General features: G+C 43.2%; 18 protein-coding genes. 12 read left to right on the forward strand and 6 right to left on the reverse strand.

Annotated features, from left to right (window positions below):
- Positions 1-141: 141 nt before the first annotated feature.
- The 10 genes from V7K55_RS14730 to V7K55_RS14775 all read left to right on the forward strand — a co-directional run bounded on the left by V7K55_RS14730 (position 142) and on the right by V7K55_RS14775 (position 10,490).
- On the forward strand, positions 142-375 hold the full coding sequence (locus V7K55_RS14730; RefSeq protein ID WP_334832490.1) for a CTB family bacteriocin: 234 nt from the start codon (positions 142-144) through the stop codon (positions 373-375).
- A 79-nt stretch (positions 376-454) separates the two neighbouring features.
- Positions 455-694: a CTB family bacteriocin gene (locus tag V7K55_RS14735; protein WP_334832492.1), complete on the forward strand. Its 240-nt coding sequence runs from the start codon at positions 455-457 to the stop codon at positions 692-694.
- Between the two features lie 79 nt (positions 695-773).
- Positions 774-1,034, forward strand: coding sequence for a CTB family bacteriocin (locus V7K55_RS14740; RefSeq protein WP_334832493.1), 261 nt, complete (start codon positions 774-776; stop codon positions 1,032-1,034).
- Between the two features lie 23 nt (positions 1,035-1,057).
- Positions 1,058-1,303: a bacteriocin gene (locus V7K55_RS14745; protein WP_334832495.1), complete on the forward strand. Its 246-nt coding sequence runs from the start codon at positions 1,058-1,060 to the stop codon at positions 1,301-1,303.
- 122 nt (positions 1,304-1,425) lie between these two features.
- Positions 1,426-1,725, forward strand: coding sequence for a CTB family bacteriocin (locus tag V7K55_RS14750; protein WP_334832497.1), 300 nt, complete (start codon positions 1,426-1,428; stop codon positions 1,723-1,725).
- Between the two features lie 145 nt (positions 1,726-1,870).
- Positions 1,871-2,083, forward strand: coding sequence for a hypothetical protein (locus V7K55_RS14755; RefSeq protein WP_334832499.1), 213 nt, complete (start codon positions 1,871-1,873; stop codon positions 2,081-2,083).
- 183 nt (positions 2,084-2,266) lie between these two features.
- Positions 2,267-3,364 carry a cyclic nucleotide-binding domain-containing protein gene (locus tag V7K55_RS14760; RefSeq protein ID WP_334832501.1) on the forward strand — a complete coding sequence of 366 codons (1,098 nt, stop codon included), beginning with the start codon at positions 2,267-2,269 and terminating at the stop codon, positions 3,362-3,364.
- Positions 3,365-3,691: 327 nt separating this feature from the next.
- Positions 3,692-5,134 carry an NHLP bacteriocin system secretion protein gene (locus V7K55_RS14765; RefSeq protein ID WP_334832503.1) on the forward strand — a complete coding sequence of 481 codons (1,443 nt, stop codon included), beginning with the start codon at positions 3,692-3,694 and terminating at the stop codon, positions 5,132-5,134.
- Between the two features lie 2 nt (positions 5,135-5,136).
- Positions 5,137-7,380, forward strand: coding sequence for an NHLP family bacteriocin export ABC transporter peptidase/permease/ATPase subunit (locus tag V7K55_RS14770; protein ID WP_334832505.1), 2,244 nt, complete (start codon positions 5,137-5,139; stop codon positions 7,378-7,380).
- A gap of 182 nt (positions 7,381-7,562) precedes the next feature.
- Positions 7,563-10,490 (forward strand): NHLP bacteriocin export ABC transporter permease/ATPase subunit, encoded by a 2,928-nt coding sequence (locus tag V7K55_RS14775; RefSeq protein ID WP_334832507.1) that lies wholly within the window; start codon positions 7,563-7,565, stop codon positions 10,488-10,490.
- A gap of 72 nt (positions 10,491-10,562) precedes the next feature.
- Here the strand turns inward: V7K55_RS14775 and V7K55_RS14780 are convergent, their stop codons facing one another.
- The 3 genes from V7K55_RS14780 to V7K55_RS14790 all read right to left on the reverse strand — a co-directional run bounded on the left by V7K55_RS14780 (position 10,563) and on the right by V7K55_RS14790 (position 13,190).
- Positions 10,563-11,255 (reverse strand): response regulator transcription factor, encoded by a 693-nt coding sequence (locus tag V7K55_RS14780; RefSeq protein ID WP_334832509.1) that lies wholly within the window; start codon positions 11,253-11,255, stop codon positions 10,563-10,565.
- A gap of 129 nt (positions 11,256-11,384) precedes the next feature.
- Entirely contained in the window at positions 11,385-12,524 is a 1,140-nt protein-coding gene (locus V7K55_RS14785) for an ATP-binding response regulator (protein ID WP_334832511.1), read from the reverse strand.
- A 525-nt stretch (positions 12,525-13,049) separates the two neighbouring features.
- A complete protein-coding gene (locus tag V7K55_RS14790) occupies positions 13,050-13,190 on the reverse strand; it encodes a hypothetical protein (protein ID WP_334832513.1) in 141 nt (46 codons plus the stop codon).
- A gap of 26 nt (positions 13,191-13,216) precedes the next feature.
- Here V7K55_RS14790 and V7K55_RS14795 point away from each other — a divergent pair, with 26 nt between their 5' ends.
- The gene (locus tag V7K55_RS14795; RefSeq protein WP_334832515.1) at positions 13,217-16,507 is read left to right on the forward strand and encodes an ATP-binding protein; all 3,291 of its coding nucleotides are present in this window, start codon (positions 13,217-13,219) and stop codon (positions 16,505-16,507) included.
- A gap of 109 nt (positions 16,508-16,616) precedes the next feature.
- Positions 16,617-17,357, forward strand: a complete 741-nt coding sequence (locus tag V7K55_RS14800; protein ID WP_334832517.1) for a dienelactone hydrolase family protein — start codon at positions 16,617-16,619, stop codon at positions 17,355-17,357.
- A gap of 26 nt (positions 17,358-17,383) precedes the next feature.
- Here V7K55_RS14800 and V7K55_RS14805 read toward each other — a convergent pair whose 3' ends face one another.
- Genes V7K55_RS14805 through V7K55_RS14815 form a run of 3 tightly spaced genes read right to left on the reverse strand, consistent with a single transcriptional unit; the run spans position 17,384 to position 20,093 of the window.
- Positions 17,384-18,343 (reverse strand): N-acetylglucosamine kinase, encoded by a 960-nt coding sequence (locus tag V7K55_RS14805; RefSeq protein ID WP_334832519.1) that lies wholly within the window; start codon positions 18,341-18,343, stop codon positions 17,384-17,386.
- Positions 18,344-18,357: 14 nt separating this feature from the next.
- Entirely contained in the window at positions 18,358-19,623 is a 1,266-nt protein-coding gene (locus V7K55_RS14810; protein WP_334832521.1) for an MFS transporter, read from the reverse strand.
- A gap of 47 nt (positions 19,624-19,670) precedes the next feature.
- Positions 19,671-20,093 (reverse strand): GxxExxY protein, encoded by a 423-nt coding sequence (locus tag V7K55_RS14815; protein ID WP_334832523.1) that lies wholly within the window; start codon positions 20,091-20,093, stop codon positions 19,671-19,673.
- Between the last annotated feature and the right edge of the window lie 41 nt (positions 20,094-20,134).

Genomic DNA, 20,134 nt, shown 5'->3' on the forward strand with positions numbered 1-20,134 from the left:
CTTACCAAAGTTTGCACGAAATCAAAGCAACTGGCTTCTTTCCTCCCACTCTTGAAAGTTAGTAACTAATTGCACAGAGCAGAACTCAAATATTGTGTTCTGCTTGATACAACACACATCAAAAATTAAGGAAAAAACATCATGTCTGACAACATTAAACCCGTAGAATTATCTGCTGAAGAATTAGACAACGTTGCTGGTGGTGCTTTTAGCTTTGTCGATGCTGACAACTACAACGCATTGGATCAGCAAGCTGGTGAAACCGTTCTTGGTCCTCATGGCGGGATTGGATCTTCCACCGCTCAACAAACCACTGTATCTTACCAAAGTTTGCACGAAATTAAAGCAACTGGTTTCTTTCCTCCCACTCTTTAGAGTAAGTAACAGACCAGAAACTCAAATATTGCGTTCTGCTTGATACAACACACACATCAGAAATTAAGGAAAAAATATCATGTCTGACAACATTAAGCCCGTAGAATTATCTGCTGAAGAATTAGACAACGTTGCTGGTGGTGCTTTTAGCTTTGTCGATGCTGACAACTACAACGCATTGGATCAGCAAGCTGGTGAAACCGTTCTTGGCCCTCATGGCGGGATTGGATCTTCCACCGCTCAACAAACTACTGTATCTTACCAAAGTTTGCACGAAATCAAAGCAACTGGCTTCTTTCCTCCCACTCTTGAAAGTTAGTAACTAATTGCACAGAGCAGAACTCAAATATTGCATTCTGCTTGATACAGCACACATCACAAATTGAGGAGAAAACATTATGTCTGACGACATTAAGCCCGTAGAACTATCTGCTGAAGAATTAGATAACATTGCTGGTGGTGCTTTTAGCTTTGTTGATGCTCACAACTTCAACTATTCAGATAAGCAAACTAGTGCAGTAATTATCGGTGCTGATGGCGGTATTGCATCTTTCAACAGTCAGGAAACGACTATATCTCAACAAGATTTACGCGAAATCAAATTCACTGGAGAAGAATTTCCTAGCGGCATTCCTAGTAATTTGTTTCTAGGCTCATAATTAACAGCACAAGGAGAATAACAATGATTGTAGAAAATGTGCAGCCTAATGAAATGCTGGAACTATCCAATCAAGAACTTGATAATATTGCCGGTGGCGCAACTAGCGATGTATTTGGAAAAAATGCAAATGCCGAAGATTATCAGTTTGGTTTTGTGGAAATTCCTAAAGAAGGCGGTATTACAAGTGTTACCTTTCAAGTGAGCGTTTTCTCTGAGCAGGATCTTAGAGAGTTTAAGGAAGCGGGTATTTCTAGCCCTGAAGCTTGATCTGAATTTCTCAGTTTGACGGATTTCAGGAGCAGGAGGGGTTGTTAACCGAGTTGCTACTAGGCTCATGGTTAACTCCCTCCGCCTCATTTAACTTTAACACGTTAGGTAAAGGAGTTTCTATGTCAGATGACGAAATTACTCCGAAAGATGAAGCGATTGAACTATCTGATGAAGAGTTAGATGATGTAGCGGGTGGTTTCAATTTGCAGTTTACGGCTGCACGATTTCACAAATCGACAATGGGATTTACCCAAGAAACATCACGAAGGCGAGGGTGTCACTCAACACGGTCGTCTTTTCATACAGAGACAACAGACTCTTCTGTGTTTCAACTCACCATCACCGACGCGACAACGGAGGATATAAAAGTTCTTGGCGAGTTGTTTGGAGATATATCTGCGCTCGAAGGTTCTACGTAAACGGGGTTTCTCAAATCAATCAATTGCAGTTGGACAAGTTTTGCTCAACTGCTTTCTGAAATTATTCTTGTGTGATTAATAACTTCACCTTCATAAAATTAGGCAAATTTAGTAATAAATGAAATGACAAGGAAAAAGAATGGCAATGGAAAACAAAAAGCAAAATGAATCACAAGAGTTATCGGCTCAAGAATTGACAAATATTTCGGGTGGTATTGCCGTAGGTGAGTATTATCCAGATGAGTATCCTACCGACAATCTATATAGCAATGTATCTGAAGCGATCGCAAAAAAGCTTGAGGATGTAAAGCTTCCTGATTTCAATCACAAAACACCAGACATCGATCCGTGCTTCTAGTTGCTGTGCATCTGGTTGATCGGTGATGGGGAGATTGTTCAGTAATTATACTAATTCTACAAAATAAGACGATAAATGCAATCATCTGCAAACCAGATTTAATCTGTATTTCTCAATGATGAATTGGTATTATTTCCCGCTCCCCATTTCTCTCCCGTTAGCAGAACACAAGGAAGTTAAATTATGACAGAAGTTCTACTTAAGGAACTGACAAATAGCGATATTGACTGGATCTTGGCAACGGGTCAAAGAGAAGAAATTACTGCTGGTACGATCCTCATCCGCCAAGGAACACCTGTTGATGCCCTCTACATTCTGCTTGATGGCGCATTAAGCGTTACTGTCGCTCAGGCTGATGATAATCCTATTGGTCGGGCGTTTGCGGCTCTTGAAGGTGGCGAACTATCAGGACGAGAAGTTGCACTGCTAGCAAATGGTGAAGTTGTAGGAGAAATGCCTTTTTTAGCCTCCTACCAGTCTTCCACTACGGTCAAAGCCGCGAGAAAGTCTCTTGTGTTGATGATTCCTCAGCAGCAGTTGATTCAAAAATTGCAAGAAGATGTCACCTTTGCAGCCCATTTTTATCGAGCGATCGCAGTTTTACTGGCTCACCGAGTAGAACAGATGATCGGCCAAATTGGCCAAAGCACAGTCGTGCTTTTTCAGCCCCAAATTCGAGAAATCTTATTCACATTTGCAGAATTAAATGATAGCGATATTGGTTGGATGATTGTTGCAGGCAATGCCATAAGACTTCCTGCGGGAACGGTGTTGTTTCAAGCCGGAAGACCTGTTGACGCTCTCTATATTTTGTTAGATGGCAAGATGGTAGCTTCCATTGCTGAAGATACTAGCAATCCTCTCACCCGCGCCTTTTCAACTTTAGAACAGACAGATCATATCGAACGGGAGTTTGCGAGATTATCACGGGGTGACATAGTTGGCGAAACGCCCTTTGTCGAAGCCAGTCCTCCGGCGATGACAATTCGGGCGGTTGAGGATGCGACTGTGTTAGCGATTCCCAGATGGCGACTTTCTGCCAAATTGTTACACGATGTGGCTTTTGCTGCCCGATTTTATCGAGTCTTAGCGATTTTGTTAGCAGATAAACAGCAAGGAATCATTAATAGTTTGGGTTACGGCAGAATCACTTATAGCTCAGGTAAATCTTTAGATGAACGCTTGACTTATGAAGATGAACTGAGTTCTAGCTTTTTGGCTCAAGTGACACTGGCGGGGACTCGATTTGACTGGATGCTGAAGCAGATTCGGGGCAATTGAATTGGGGACTGGGGATTGGGGGCTGGGGACTGGGGACTGGGGACTGGGGACTGGTGACTAGGGATTGGGGACTGGGGACTGGGGACTGGTGACTGGGGACTGGGGACTGGTGACTGGGGACTGGGGACTGGTGACTAGGGATTGGGGACTGGGGATTGGGGATTGGGTATTAAGAAAAATTTACTCTTTATCTTTATCTTTATCTTTATCTTTATCTCTAATCTCTATCTCTGTTGTCTTTAGCTTTTAATTTTAAAGTATCCAATTCCCAATGCCCAATGCCCAATTCCCTAATATACAAATTTCTACAACTTGAATGGAGTCAGTATGGTAACGACCAACAAAAGCAATCTATTCCGCAAAGAAGCACTCGATCGTTTATCCTCCCCGGAGCGGCTCGATCAACTCATGCAGGTGGTTCAACCAAAGAAGTGGATTCCGTTAACTGCGATGGGATCTCTAATTGCCGTTGGACTTGTTTGGAGTGTTTTTGGTCGCATTCCCATTACCGTCGCTGGACAAGGCGTAGTGGTTTTTCCTAGCAAAGTCGTTGGATTCCAGTCTCCTAGTTCCGGGCAGATTCTCATGCTTTTTGTTCGTACAGGCGATGAGGTGAAGAAAGGACAGGTACTAGCGACAATTGACCAAACTGAACTTCAAGATAAGTTGAAACTTGCACGAGTCAAGCTTGCTCAACTTCAGGAACAAGACCAAAATGCAAATACACTTCAACTTCAGCGAACGGTTTTAGATAAGGGTGCGATCGCGCAACAACGTCAAGCGCTCCTGCAAACTTTAAAAACAACCCAATCCCTAACGCCAATTCTCAGAAGTAAAGGTCTGGAGTCGATTCAGCAAGAGCGTCAGAACTTACAAGAACAGTTGCAGACAACGCGAGATTTGATGCCCACATTCAAAGAACGATTTGACATTCGCCAAAAGTTACGCGAAGAAGGAGCAGTTTCGAGTGATACCGTTCTTCAGGCGCAACAAGAATTTCTCAATAGTAAAACCAAAATCAATGAAATCCAATCGCAGTTGAAACAACTTAATGTTAAAGAAGCTGATGCAGAACGAGAATTTTTAGCAAATATCAATTCAACTAAAGAATTACAAGCTCAGTTAGCAGTAATAGATAGTAAATTTGCTGGGCAAGCAGAACAAGATTTAACTATTTCTACTAATCGGAAAAAAGAAATTCAAGACACCCAGCGAGCGATCGCAGAATTAAAATTAGAAATCAAAGCAAACAGCCAGGTTACTAGCAATTTCAATGGACGAATTCTAGAACTTTCTGCTGTTCCCGGACAAACCCTCGAAAAAGGCTCTCGCATTGGCACAATCGAAGCTAGAGACTCCGGGAATAAGTTAGTTGGGGTGGCATTCTTCCCAGTCAGCGAAGGCAAAAAGATTCAAAAAGGGATGGAGTTGCAAGTCACTCCTTCTACCGTTAAACGAGAACGCTTTGGTGGCATTATCGGGAAAGTCACAAGTATTTCTGCGTTTCCGGTTAGTAAGGAGAGTGCATCAAGCGTTGTTGGCGGTTTGGAAGTTTTGCAAGGGTTAACCACAGAAGGGGCACAAATTCAAGTTTTCGCGGAACTTCAGCCAGATCCCTCGACTAAAACCCATTTCCGATGGTCGTCATCTAAAGGGCCAGATAGCCAAATTACATCTGGAACCACCACCTCAGTGCGCGTGAAGATAGATGAACAATCCCCGATTTCCTTTGTATTTCCGATTCTACGATCGTGGAGTGGAATGTATTGATTATGCGGCAAATTCAATCACAAATTGGGCTGCGATTTAAAAAAATACAACGACTCATCAGCCGTCCCGATCGCCGCCGTCGGACTCCCACCCTCTTACAAATGGAAGCAGTGGAATGTGGTGCAGCCGCACTGGGGATTATTTTAGGGTATTACGATCGCATTGTCCCCCTTGCAGAACTCCGTCAAGCTTGCGGTGTTTCACGGGATGGCAGCAAAGCATCTAATATTCTCAATGCGGCTCGTAGCTACGGATTACAGGCGAAAGGCTTTAAGGTCGATTTAGGTGGGTTACGCAAACTGCAATGTCCTTATATTGTCTTTTGGAATTTCAACCATTTTCTAATCGTCGAAGGATTTGCCAAAGACAAAGTTTATCTTAACGATCCTGCCACTGGGCCGCGCACAGTTTCGCTCCCAGAATTCGATCAGTCTTTTACCGGGGTAGTACTAATTGGTGAACCGAGTGCAGAATTCCAGCCAGGAGGACGGAAACCGAGCCTGACATTATCCTTATGGGATCGATTGCAGAGTTCTCTGGGAGCATTGGTTTATTGTGTCATCGCCGGATTGCTGTTAGTGATTCCCGGATTAGCCATCCCTGCGTTCTCCCAAGCCTTTGTCGATAACGTCTTGATTGAAGGCAGAAGTGATTGGTTGCGACCATTAATTTTAGGGATGATCCTCACAGCCATATTAAATGGTTTTTTAACATTGCTTCAGTTGCAATTTCTGCGACGCATGAAAATTAAGCTAGCTGTGGGGATGTCTAGCCGATTTTTGTGGCATATTTTGCGGCTACCAGTGAGTTTTTACGATCAGCGATTTGCCGGAGAAATTAGCAGCCGTGTCCGTCTCAACGATAATTTGGCAAATCTGCTTTCAGGAAGATTAGCGACGACAGTAATCTCAGCCTTCACCGTTATCTTTTATGCCGCAGTCATGTTGCAATATGATGTCGTTCTCACTGCGATCGGCATTGCTTTTGTAATCGTGAATGTCAGCGTGTGGCGATGGGTTTCACGGCAGCGCGTCGATGCCAACTTGCGATTAATGCAAGAACAAGGCAAAGTCAGTGGGGTAGCGATTTCTGGACTGCAAAGTATGGAAACGCTTAAAGCATCTGGGCTAGAGTCAGAATTCTTTTCGCGCTGGGCAGGTTATTACGCTAAGGCAATTAATGCTCGGCAAGAAATGGATACAACTAATCAAAATCTGGGTGTGTTGCCGTCATTTCTCACCTCGATTACATCCATGCTTTTGCTAGCGGTGGGAGGGCTACGGGTAATGGATGGCGTACTCAGTATTGGGATGCTCATTGCCTTTCAAGCCTTGATGCAAAGATTTCTAGAACCTGTAAATAATCTGGTAAGTTTAGCCGGTGAACTCCAGGAAATGGAAGGCAATTTGGGTCGGTTAGATGATGTGTTACGCAATCCGATCGACCCTGCTGTAGAGCGAGACATTAGTATATCGCCAACTCAACTACCTGCCGCAAACGTTCGGCTTCAGGGTTATGTTGAACTCCGTAATATCACCTTTGGCTATAACCGCTCTGCACCTCCCTTAATCGAAAATTTTAGTCTTTCACTGAAACCCGGTCAACGAGTTGCTTTAGTGGGTGGCAGTGGTTCGGGTAAGTCAACCGTTGCCAAGCTTGTGTGTGGATTATACGAACAGTGGGCGGGAGAGATTTTATTTGATGGTAAACCCAGAAAACATATTCCGCGATCGATTCTCACTAATTCAATTGCTCTTGTTGAGCAAGATATCTCGCTATTTGCAGGCAGTGTCCGCGACAATCTCACCCTTTGGGATTCGACTGTTCCTTTTAGTAACTTGGTTCGTGCCTGCAAAGATGCCGCAATTCAGGATGTAGTGCTTTCCATGCCTGGAGGTTACAATGCTGACCTTGCAGAAGGGGCATCTAATTTGAGCGGTGGGCAGCGACAACGATTAGAAATTGCCCGCACTTTAGTGAATAATCCGGCAATTTTGGTGATGGATGAAGCGACGAGTGCGCTCGATTCCGAGGCAGAAAAGATGATCGATCAGAGACTTCGGGAGCGTGGCTGTACTTGTGTAATTGTGGCGCATCGGTTAAGCACAATTCGGGATTGTGACGAAATTATTGTTTTCGATCGCGGCAAGGTGATGCAACGGGGCAGCCATGAGGAATTGCAGAGGGTTGAAGGTAAGTATTTGCAATTGATTCGCAGTGAAGGGGAAGCGGTTCAGGAGGAGTGAGACTAATTCGTAATTCGTAATTCGTAATTAAAAAACAGATTTCATTTAGGTTTATGGGTTGTAAGGCGAAATAAAAAAGTGCGATAACTCAATCTTTAATCTCTGTGTGAAATCTTTCATACATCTTGGATGAAGCAAGAAATAAACATTTTTTATATTAATTTTAGGGAGCAGGAATATATATGTTAGATCAAATTCGCAGCGCGACCCTGCCGGGAGAGTATTATCAGTTTAAAGGCAATGAGCCAATTATTCTCAATGACCCGAAGACGATTTGGATCGTAAAATCGGGGTCATTAGCGGTGTTTGCGATTCCGGTGAAAGAGGGAATTGCTGAGGGAAGTCGCCGCTATTTATTTACTACCCAAACTAGACAGGCAATGTTTGGCATCATTAGTGATTCTCAGCCGATACCGTATCAACTGCTGGCGGTGTCGATTGAAGAAACGGAACTTATGAAAGTTTCAAGGAAAGATTTTCGGGAATTTATTAGCGATCGCAATGGCGAAGCAGTAACCTTAATCGAGGGGTGGATTGAGCAACTAGGATTGGCGCTGTCTTCTATTACTCCACCTGGACTGCCGTTTCAAGAAGAAGGGATTCGCTACTTCTCACTCAGCAGTGGTCAGATTTTCCAACCACAGCGAGAACTGGTATCCTGGGTGCAAATTCAGAGGGGGTACGCGATTTGGATGGGGTTTGAGAAATTGTTAGTCATGCCTCAATCAGGATTGTTGCCGTTGAGCGCAGATATGTGGTTTCAAGCTGAAGATACAACTGAGCTAGAAATCCTAACTACGTCTGAGATTGAGGATGCTAATACTCTGTTCAGGGGGATTTTCCAAATTCAAGTCTACTTTCTTCAGAGCCTTTTTCTTCTGGAACAGGACGAAAAAGCGATAGAATTAAACCGATTTCAAGAACGACAACACCTTAACGATCGCGTGATGAAGGAGACGCTGGGCGAGTTGTCCTCGTTGCTGCAATCTCCGCAAATTACCGTTTCTGCTCAAATTGAAGCCAATGATTTTGACCAAGCCTTGCTGATCGCTGCGGGTGCTGTTGGGCGGACTTTGGGGGTGACGATTCGACCACCGGCAAAGTCTGAAGACCTGAAACGAGTTCAAGATCCGCTACAAGCGATCGCTCGTGCTTCTCGTTTACGAACCCGAACCATCACTTTACAGGGTCAATGGTGGAAGAAGGATTGCGGCGCGATGCTGGCTTACACGATGGAAGATAACCGTCCTGTGGCGCTGTTGCCTGTATCTGATACACGTTATGAAATTTTTGATCCAATTGCGCGATCGCGCACTCCGGTTAATGCTAAAAGTGCGATTAAACTAGCGCTCACTGGCTATACCTTCTATCGCCCATTACCTGATAAAGTCCTCACCACCATCGATTTACTGAAATTTGCTCTCCAAGGACACTACAAGGAATTGTTGATTGTCTTAGCTGCGGGTATGGCGACAAGTTTATTAGGAATGATCGTCCCCCAAGCTATGGCCATCTTGATTGACAGTGCGATTCCTGATGCTAATCGCGGTTTATTAGTGCAAATTGCCTTAGCGCTGCTAGCAACTGCATTTGGTAGCACCTTGTTTCAACTTGCCCAGGGCTTTGCAATAATGCGCGTGGAAACCTTTGCTGATGCTTCCACCCAAGCAGCAGTCTGGGATCGATTATTGAATCTAAAAGCATCATTCTTCCGTCAATACTCAACTGGAGACTTAAATTCACGGGTAAGCGCCATTAGCCAAATCCGCCAAAAGCTCAGTAGCACTGTTCTCAGAAGTATTTTCACCAGTTTGTTCGCGTTTCTGAATTTAGGACTGCTTTTTTACTACAACGGTTCGCTAGCATTAATTGCCACTCTTGTTGCTTTTGTCAACATTACAATTACTCTGGTTTCAGGAATTTACACTCTGCGGAAGGTTCGTCCCTTACTAGAGTTACAAGGACAACTCTCAGGGGTGATGGTGCAGTTAATTAACGGCGTTAGCAAATTGCGAGTTGCAGGCGCAGAAGCCCGCGCCTTTGCTTTTTGGGGAAAACAGTATAGTCAGCAAATCAAATGGATGCTGAGTACCCAAGGCATTGAAGATGCTCTGGCTGTAATTAATAAAATCTTGCCTGTATTGACTACAGCAATCCTTTTCTGGTTCGCCAGCAGTTTACTTCAGCAAGCCAATTCCCCAGAAGGTGGTTTATCTACAGGTATATTTTTAGCATTTAATGCTGCATTTGGCACATTTATCGGTGGAGCTACCAGTCTCAGCAGCACGATTATAGATGTTTTGCAAGTAGTGCCTTTGTGGGAACGAGCGCAGCCGATTCTGGAATCAAAACCGGAAGTTGATTCTGAAAAAACCGATCCAGGACGGCTTTCTGGTAAATTGGCTGTGGATCATGTAATTTTCCGGTATCGAGATGATGGGCCTTTGACATTGGATGATGTTAGCATCCATGCGGAACCTGGCGAGTTTATCGCTTTTGTTGGAGCTTCCGGCAGTGGAAAATCAACGCTGTTCCGGTTATTACTGGGGTTTGATGTCCCGGAATCTGGCACAATTTATTACGACGGACAAGACGTAACAGGGTTGGATATTCATGCAGTGCGTCGGCAACTAGGAGTTGTAATGCAAAATAGCCGATTGACATCTGCATCCATCTTTGAAAATATCGCTAGTGGTGCAACGATATCGATGGATGAAGCGTGGGAAGCCGCGCGCATGGCTGGTTTTGCTGAAGATGTCGAATCGATGCCAATGGGAATGCACACGGTAATCAGTGAAGGAGGAACTAATATTTCTGGAGGACAACGGCAGCGATTATTGATTGCCCGATCGCTAGTATTAAAACCTAAAATATTGTTATTTGATGAAGCTACCAGTGCCTTAGATAATCGCACCCAAGCGATTGTCAGTCAAAGTTTAGAGCGTTTGAAGGTGACACGAATTGCGATCGCTCACCGTCTGAGTACCATTCGTAATGCCGATCGCATCTATGTGTTCAATAATGGTCGCGTAGTCCAAGAAGGCAGTTTTAATCAACTCGCCAATCAACCAGGACTGTTTGCCCAACTGATGGCGCGACAGAAGCTTTAAGGGCAGGGGGCAGGTGAGCAGGGGGCAGGGGGCAGGGGAGCAGGGAGCAGGGGGAGGGAAAGTCGTAAGGATTTATTCTGGTAGTTTCCCGGCTAGTTTCCTTTCTTGATTGAGAACAGAATTTGCATAGATTGCCAGTTGCGATCGGTTTTTGAGATTGAGACGGCTTAAAATACTCGTCACATGAGTTTTTACCGTTCCTTCTGTGATAAAAAGTTGTTGGGCAATTTCGCGGTTCGTTGCGCCAACACCTATCAAACATAAAACCTCTTGTTCTCGTGCGGTAATTTCTGATGGCTTTGATGAGCCAGAATTTTGACTAGCTGAACCTGCTTGTGTAACTAATAATTTATCAAATAACCCCGGCCCAAATTGAGTATAACCAGAATGACCAAAGCGAATTGCATCTGCTAGCTCACTTGAAGGCATATCTTTAAGCAAATATCCTTTTGCACCTGCACGCATTGCCCCTGTTAGATAAGAATCATCATCAAATGTACTCAAGACGAGAACTTTAATATTAGGAAAGTTTTGCATAATCAATTTTGTTGCAGTTCGCCCATCCATTTCCGGCATCCGAATATCCATTAGCACCACATCGGGCTGAAGTTCTGCAACAAGCTCTAGAGCAACTTTACCATTCTCAGCATCACCGACCACTTCCAAATCAGGTTCCTGTTCTAGCATTGCTTTCAGTCCCTGACGAATGAGGCTCTGATCGTCAACGATTAACAGGCGAATAGGAGAGGATTTATCATTTTTCATGGTAATTATCTCTTTCTGGTTTTGATGAACGATCAATAGATATCTCCAAAAATTAATGAAGCATTACCTGAAACCCTTGTAGAAAAGTTACAACATTTAACAATGGGGCATTGGGCATTGGACTGGTTATTAATTCTGCTCCCCTGCTCCCTGCCCCCTGCCCCCTGCCTCATCTCTGGGAAAGTTAGCAACAATTCGACAACCAGCACCCGGTTTACTGACAACTTCTAGCTGGGCGTTGACTGTAACCGTTCGTTCTCGCATTCCCTGGAGTCCGTAACCTGCCACGGCGCGATCGCATTGAAAGCCTTTGCCGTTATCTTGGAGGATCAACGATAGCCCCGCCGCTGTTGTTTGAATTTTGATTTGCACAGCTGTAGCATTAGCGTGTTTATAAATATTGGTTAGCCCTTCCTGGATAATGCGATACACAACATGATTTACTGAATCGGAAAGGGGTTGTGATAAATCAATTTTGCAGTATGGTAAGACATCAGTGAGGTGATAGAATTCTTCTGCAAGGTTAGCGATCGCATTTTCGAGCAATTGTCCGTGGAGTGGATCGGAGCGAATTGCCGAAACTGATTCCCGCACCTCTTGCAGAGCTTCAGAACCCAACTTTTTCGCTTCTAATAAAAACGATCGCGCCCGATTGGGATCGTTTTCCCAAAGGGTTAGTGCTGTTTCCATTTGCACATTTAGCGCTACAAGGGAATGCCCTAAAGAGTCGTGAATATCACGCGCAATCCGATTTCGTTCTTCTAGCGCTACCATTTCCTCAATGCGTTGATTCAGCGCCCTCTGATGATTTAGCGATCGCCTCAGTTCTGCTTCTGTCTCCTGCAAGCGGCGATTTTGCTCCTGGAGTTGCAGTTGTAAGCGGCAAAGTTTCAGTTGATGCTCCATTCGCGCAACTACCTCTTCAATCTGAAAAGGTTTGTTAATAAAATCAACGCCTCCAACCGAAAAGGCTTTAACTTTATCAAATACCTCATTTAAAGCACTAATAAAAATGACAGGAATCTCTTGTGTTTGAGGATTCGATTTGAGGTGCTGACACACTTCATAGCCGTTCATTCCGGGCATCGTAATATCCAGCAAAATCAAATCTGGAGGTTGAGCTTGTATGCCAATCAACGCCATAGAACCATTGGTAACACTCCTCACTTCGTATCCTTGCTCGGTAAGCATTGCTGATAGGAGGCGAAGATTATCTAGAGTGTCATCAACTATGAGAATATCTCCCTTGGCTGATTGGCTTAATTCCATACTTCTCGAAGGGCTAAGAGAGTCGTTAATTATCAAGCTACTGGTAACGTAATGTAAATAAATTATGGATTAGAAGTGATGCTAAATTCCATCCATGTAACAAATCTATTGATGATATTTGTTGTTTCAAAAACCCTGCTAGATTTACATTTATTTATATAGTCTGCTTTAGATCCGTCTACCTACTTAAGTTATTTTTGTTGGCAGTAATTAAAAATAAATTGAGTACGTAAAACTTTTTTATTTTAATTTCTTTAAATAATTTTCTCCCAATTTCAAATCAAGTTACAACCTTCTTTTTATCTGTTTTTTAGCTTGATTGTCCAAAATTAGCTCCGTACAACTCAGCTACGCCTAGTGTATCCTCAAGTAAAAAGACTTAGAAGATTCTGAACTTGTTAAGAGAGTGATAAATTCCAACTCTCACATAATTAAGTTGTGTATTCTTTGTCAATATTACCCTCTTGGGTAATATCATCTGAGACAGTTAATCTTCTATAATTATTCAAATAAAATTCACCAAAATTAAGAAGCTGCTGTGTAAATATTCGTATAGCGTTTACCAATCATACAAGGTGCATCATAGTCCCCTCCTCGCTTGCGGGGAGGGGGTTGGGGGTGGGGTTCTTGTACCTCACTCAACTGAGAACCGCTATACCCCAACATTGCTATTTAATTTCAGGAGTTTGGATATGCATCCTCTCACCCTTCAAGTTTCAAAGCTGACTAAAAATGTGCAGTTGCGCCACATTCTTGTAGTGCCGTTTGTACTGCAAATTTCTTTAGCCGTAGGGCTAACCGGGTGGCTATCCATACACAATGGGCAACGGGCAGTCAATGAAGTTGCAATTCAACTCCGAAATGAAATCACGGCTCGAATCCAGCAGTACTTACAAATATATGTTGAAACGCCTCATAAAATCAATCAACTAAATGCTAATGCCATTCAACTGGGTGAAGTTAATATCCAAAATTTATCAACATTAGAGCAACACCTTTGGTATCAATTGAAGACTTTTGACACGGTGACAGCAGTTTACCTTGCGTCAGAATATGGACAACACGTTGCAGTTCAAAGGGCGGATGATGGACAGTTTCAGGTGAAACTTTCAGGCAAGTCCACTGAGAATGAAATTCGGATTTATGCCGCAGATCGACCGGGACATTACACTAAACTTTTAAGATCCAAGCCTAATTACGATCCGCGAACTCGTCCCTGGTATGAATCAGCAGTTAAGTCTAAGAAGGCTAATTGGGGTGGAATTTATAGACTGTTTGCCACGCCCAAATATGTACTAAATGCCAGCTTACCCATTTACGATCGAGGCGACAACTTGCTAGGCGTTACTGCTGTCGATTTTTCACTGACTGGGATTAGTCAATATCTGCGGAGTCTAAAAATCGGGCGCACAGGCGAAACTTTCATCCTAGAACGTCGTACAGGATTGCTGGTTGGCAGTTCTGCCACTCAACAACCCTACATAATTGAAAATCCCACAGCCCCAATTGCAGCGCAGAATCCGGTTCGAGTTCAAGCGATCGCAAGTAACGATCCTTTGACGCGACACACTGCTGAATATTTGCAGCAACACTTTAGAGACTTAACCCAGATTAGTGAAAAACAACAACTAGATTTTGACATTGAGGGTAAACGGCAATTTTTACAGATTGTCCCAATGAAGAATGAGCAGGGATTGGACTGGCTAATCGTTGTGGTTGTTCCAGAAACGGATTTCATGGATCAAATCAATGCCAATACTCGTTCCACAATTTTGCTTTGCCTAGTTGCCTTTGCACTTGCAACCGGATTGGGCATTCTTACCGCCCACTGGATTACACAGCCAATTCTCCAACTAGGAAGTACAGCCAAAGCGATCGCCGGAGGAAACTTAGACCAGAAGGTTTCTGTGAACAGTACAACCGAGCTAAACTCTTTGGCGGAGTCTTTTAACCTTATGGCTCACCAGTTACGTGAATCCTTTTTAGCCTTAGCCCGAACCAACGAGGAATTAGAAAGCCGAGTCACGCAACGCACCACAGAACTTGGAGAGAAAAATACCCAACTTCAACGGGAAATTCGCGTTAGCGAAGCCGCCCAAAGGGGTCGCCAAAAAGTAGAAGCAGCACTCAAAACATCCGAAGCAGAACTCCGGTTAATGTTCGCCGCCATGACTGATATGGTAGTGGTTTTTGATGCAGAGGGTCGTTATCAAAAATATGTGCAAACGAAGTATGTGCTAACCCAATCCTTCGCTTATAAACCTGATATAGATCGCATTGGCAAAAAAGTTGATGAAGTTTTACCAAAAGAAATCGCCAATTTAATACTCGATGCCATTCAGCAAGCACTGCATCTGAAAGAAGAACCCAGAAACGCTGATGGCAGTCGCAAGAATGTTTTTGTTGAATACCACTTGTTGAATAAGAATCGAGAAACTTGGTTTTTAGCTAGTGTTTCGCCATTGTCTGACAATACAGTACTTTGGGTTGCTCGGGATATCACCAAGCTGAAAAAAACCGAAGCCGCCCTCAAGCAAGCCAAAGAAACCGCAGATGCTGCCAACCTTGCCAAAAGCCAGTTTCTCTCCAACATGAGCCACGAACTGCGAACTCCTCTTAACATCATCCTTGGCTTTACCCAACTGCTGCTGCGAAATCGATCGCTCGACTCACAGCAGCAAGAATATCTTGACACAATCAACCGCAGTGGCGAAGACCTACTGACCTTAATCAATGATGTGTTGGAAATGTCCAAAATTGAAGCAGGTCGAGTTATTCTCAGCGAAACAAATTTTGACCTCTACGGGCTTTTGGATCGACTGCAACAAATGTTTGCATTGAAAGCGCGATCGAGAGGGTTACAACTCATTTTGGAGCGATCGCCAGCGATTCCCCAATACATCTGTGCTGACGAAAGTAAATTGCGCCAAGTTTTGGTTAATCTATTAGGAAACGCCATAAAGTTTACCAAGATTGGTCAAGTAACTTTGCGGGTAGAAACTCTTAACCAAAACATCACACCGAATGAACCCATCACCCTGAACTTCAGCGTCGAAGATACGGGTTGCGGCATTGCTAACTCTGACTTTAATCGCCTATTTGAGCCATTTGTCCAAACAGAGGCGGGACAAAAAGCTCAGGAAGGGACTGGACTGGGATTACCCATCAGCCAGCGATTTGTGCGGCTGATGGGGGGAGATATCAGAGTGAATAGCACGCTAGGAAAAGGTTCAATTTTTCTCTTCGAGATCCGAACTCGGGCAGTAATTATGGATACCTTGCCAACACCTGCACCAAATCGGCAAGTTATCGGTTTAGAAAAGGGGCAACCCAGCTATCGCATTCTGATTGTTGAGGATAAACTAGAAAATCGCCAGCTATTGGTTGAGTTGTTGACCCCCATTGGCTTTGAGGTGCGGGAAGCAGTAAATGGTCAAGCTGCCATCAACCTTTGGCAAAGTTGGTCGCCTAACCTCATTTGGATGGATCTGCGGATGCCAATTATGAACGGATTTGAGGCAACCAAACATATTAAAACAGCGATCGCTCAAGCCCCGGTGATTGTCGCCTTGACCGGAAGTGCATTTGAGGAAGACCGCTTAACAGCACTGTCTGTAGGCTTTGATGACTTTGTGCGAAAGCCATTTCGGACGACTGTAATTTTTGAAAAGATGGCTGAATATTTGGGTGTTCGCTATGTTTATGCTGATGAACTAGAAAATCAAGAAAAAGCATCTTGGCCTTCTAAGACTTCATCCTTCACACCCGATTTATTAACAGTTGCAGATTTAAGCGTCATGCCCAGCGACTGGATCGAGCAACTGCATCAGGCAGCGCTCAGAATAAATGCTAAGGAAGTTCTGATGCTGATTAAGCAAATTCCTGAGCAGCACGATCGCCTTATCAAGGCACTAACTAATCTCGTAGACTGCTTCTGCTTTGAAGAAATTATCGCATTAAGGACTACTAAAAAAAGAAAATGACCCAAAAAGGTAGATGTGCAACGATCAAATTGTGAATTGAGGATATCCTGATGCTGGAAAAACTTCGAGTATTTTTTAATGACAGCAAGCGGAACACGGAGACAAAAAAGTGCAAATCACTAAGCGCAATGTTGAGTTAAGAGTAGATGGCAGCTTAATGCGTGTTTATGTTGCGGCTCCCAAAGCAGCAGGAAAATACCCTGGTATTGTCTTCTACAGTGATATTTATCAGTTAGGTGATGCAATGATTCGTCTAGCTAACTACTTAGCAGGATACGGCTATGTAGTAGCAGCACCAGAAATTTTTCACCGAATAGAGCCAGTTGGTTTAGTAATTGAGCCAGACGATCTGGGAAGGATGCGGGGTAATGACGATGCTCGTCGAACCTCCGTAGCTGATTATGATGCCGATTGCCTTGCTGTGATTGAATTTATGAAAACAGAGAGTGCGGTTTCTCCAAATCAAATAGGCACTCTCGGCTTTTGTATTGGTGGACATTTAGCTTTCCGCGCCGCATTTCAAAGCGAAGTTCGGGCTTGTGTCTGCTGTTACCCGACTGGGATTCCCAGTGGCAAACTGGGTAAGGAGGTAGCCGATACAATCCACAGGGTAAGTGAAATTCAAGGCGAGATGCTAATGGTGTTCGGTACTCTTGACCCTCATATACCAGATAGCGATCGCCAAACGATAATAAAAGCAATTGAGAATGCTAACATACCTCACCAAGTTTTCTTGTATGAAGCAGAACATACATTCATGCGCGACGACGGTTATCGTTATGATTCTACTGCTAGCACCGCAGCTTGGTTTGAAATAGTAACTTTCTTGGGGCGCATATTCGTAGATTGAAAACTTATATTATTGCTTTCTTCGCGTCAATTTTGAGTTGTCTGCAACGCTAACAAACCAGCACCATAAGCAGGTTCATGCCTCGGAAAAATCACGCTTACATTAGGAAACTTCTTAACAAGAGATGCTGCAAATCTTTCATGGATTTTGCATCTACCGCGCCACACACTTCCGGTTGTGACTACCTCTAAAGCTGAGTCAACACTAAAAATTGCATCAATTACTGTAGATGTAGCTTTTACTAACTCTTTGACAGCATCATCAATTATGATATTCGCTACTATATCACCTGATGCTGCTGCAAAATCTACAATTGGTGCTAAAGCAGCGATTTTTTTAACTCCCCATCCTCGCCGATATATTACTTCTATTAAATCTTCTATATTTTCCAAACCAAGATGCTCTTTAAAAGCCTCTACTAAACTCGTTGATATTTCCCGTCCATCATAAGATTTTAATGCTGCGTTCATGGCTGCGATCGCAATTTTATAGGCGCTACCTTCATCTCCTAAAATATACCCCCAGCCGCCGACTCGCTTAGTATCTCCTTGATGATTCCGCCCGAAAACTATAGAGCCAGTGCCTACTGCAACCACAATTCCTACAGGCTGACCAATTCCACCAACTAAAGCAATTAAAGCATCGTTACAAATTACAATATTCTCTAATTGCAATGCCCAGGTAATCAGAAGAGATTTGTTACTCTGCAACTCTTCAACTAAACCTTTTACTACTTCGATATCTACTGCACGTCCTACACCTGCTAAACCCAAACATATAGCGTCAATTTTCACGGGGCTTGTAATTATTGCTGCCTCAGATGCATTCTGAATTGCTGATTGAATAGATTGTAAAGTTGCTTCGATACCTATACCTTGATAATTAGATGAACCAGCTTCACCACGACCTAGCACTTGATGCAAATCATCCATTAAGATGCAAACAGTCTTACTACCGCCGCCATCTATTCCTAAGACATAACTCATTCTCTGTAATAATATTAATTATTTTGCCGCTTTAGTTCTTCTTTTAAAGGTATAAAAAAGATGGCAATCATCCCAGGAATGGTGAGCAAGGAGACCAAGACAAAAAATAATGGATAACCAAGTGCTTTTTGCAGATAACCGCTAATTAAACCTGGTAGCATCATTCCTAAAGCCATAATGCCAGTGGATATGGCAAAATGAGAAGTTTTATATTCGCCTTGGCAAACATACATTAAATAAACACTAAAAGCGGTAAATCCAAAACCATAGCCAAATTGCTCCAAGGAAACTAAGGGATATATTAATGTTAGCGAAGGTTTCGTGTAAGCCATGTACACGTAAAATATATCAGGCAAATTTAATGCCAAAGCCATAGGAAATAGACACTTTTTTAATCCATATTTAGAGATTAGCAAGCCTCCTGAAATTCCTCCACAAATTAGAGATATTACCCCAAAAGTCCCGTAGACTAATCCAACATCTGATGTTGATAGCCCTAAGCCTCCTACTTCTGGTTTGTCCAATAAAAATAAAGAGGCGATTTTGACAAGCATCGCTTCACCAAGTCTATAGAGCAAGATGAAGGCTAAAATACTGATAATTTTATCCTGAGCAAAATATAAGCTAATGATTGACCAAAAGGGTATATTTTTTCTAGTTTGTATTTGCAGTTTATTATCTGATTCAGGTAAGGGTAAAATTAGGCGATGGTAAATAAACACGATTGCTAAAATTAAAGCTGAGAAGCCAATAGCAATTGTCCAGCTTAAAGGAATATTATTGAGAGATACTTCAAGCTGACCTGCTAAGACTACTAATATTCCAGATCCAAAGATTACAGCAAGCCGATAACTAAGTGAGCGAATACCGACAAAAAATGCTTGTTGTTCTGGAGATAAAGCCAGCAGATAGAAGCCGTCTGTGGCAATGTCATAAGTTGCAGAAATAAATGCTCCTATTGTTAATGTTGCGAGGGAGATGAAAAAGAAATTTGGCAGTTGTAAGGAGAAGGCTATTAAACCTAGACAAGCGAACATGGCAAATTGGGTATAAAGTATCCATTTGCGTTTGCTAGAGTAAATATCAACAATTGGGGCCCAAAACATTTTGATGACCCAAGGTAGATAGAGAAAACTTGTCCAGAGGGCAATTTGGGCGTTATCGATTCCGAGTTTTTTGTAAAAGATTACGGAAACTGTGTTGATGATAATGTAAGGGATGCCGGAGGTGAAATATAGGGTGGGGATGAATGTCCAGGGGGAGGTTGTTTGGTGTTTCATGGGATTTGGGGGACGAACCGCAGAGGCGCAGAGGACGCAGAGAGAGATTAAGAGAAGATGATGCGTTTGATGCCGTCTTTGAGGAGGGGGACGTTAAAGTTGATGAGAAGGGCTAAGGGGTAATTAGTCATTTTAAGGTATAAGAGGACTTGAGCTTCATGGATTGGGGCTAAATTTTGGATAGCTTTTAATTCTACAATTAGACAATTTGCAACCAGAAAATCTAATCTACCTTTGCCTACTTCATGTCCTTTGTAATTAATTGTTACCGACTTCTCAACCACATGAGGTATTCCGCACCTAAAAAATTCTATAATTAGCGCCTCCTTATACACCTCCTCCAAAAACCCTGGCCCCAACACCTTATGCACCTCAATCGCCGCCCCAATCACCTTACCTGTAAGCCAATTCATCTCCTCTCCTAACTCTCTTCCCTCCGCGTTCTCTGCGCCTCTGCGGTTCGTTTCCATAATCCCTCCCCAACCCTATGGCAAAATTTATAAAAGTCCTT

Source organism: Nostoc sp. (assembly GCF_036919895.1).
Lineage (GTDB): Bacteria > Cyanobacteriota > Cyanobacteriia > Cyanobacteriales > Nostocaceae > Nostoc.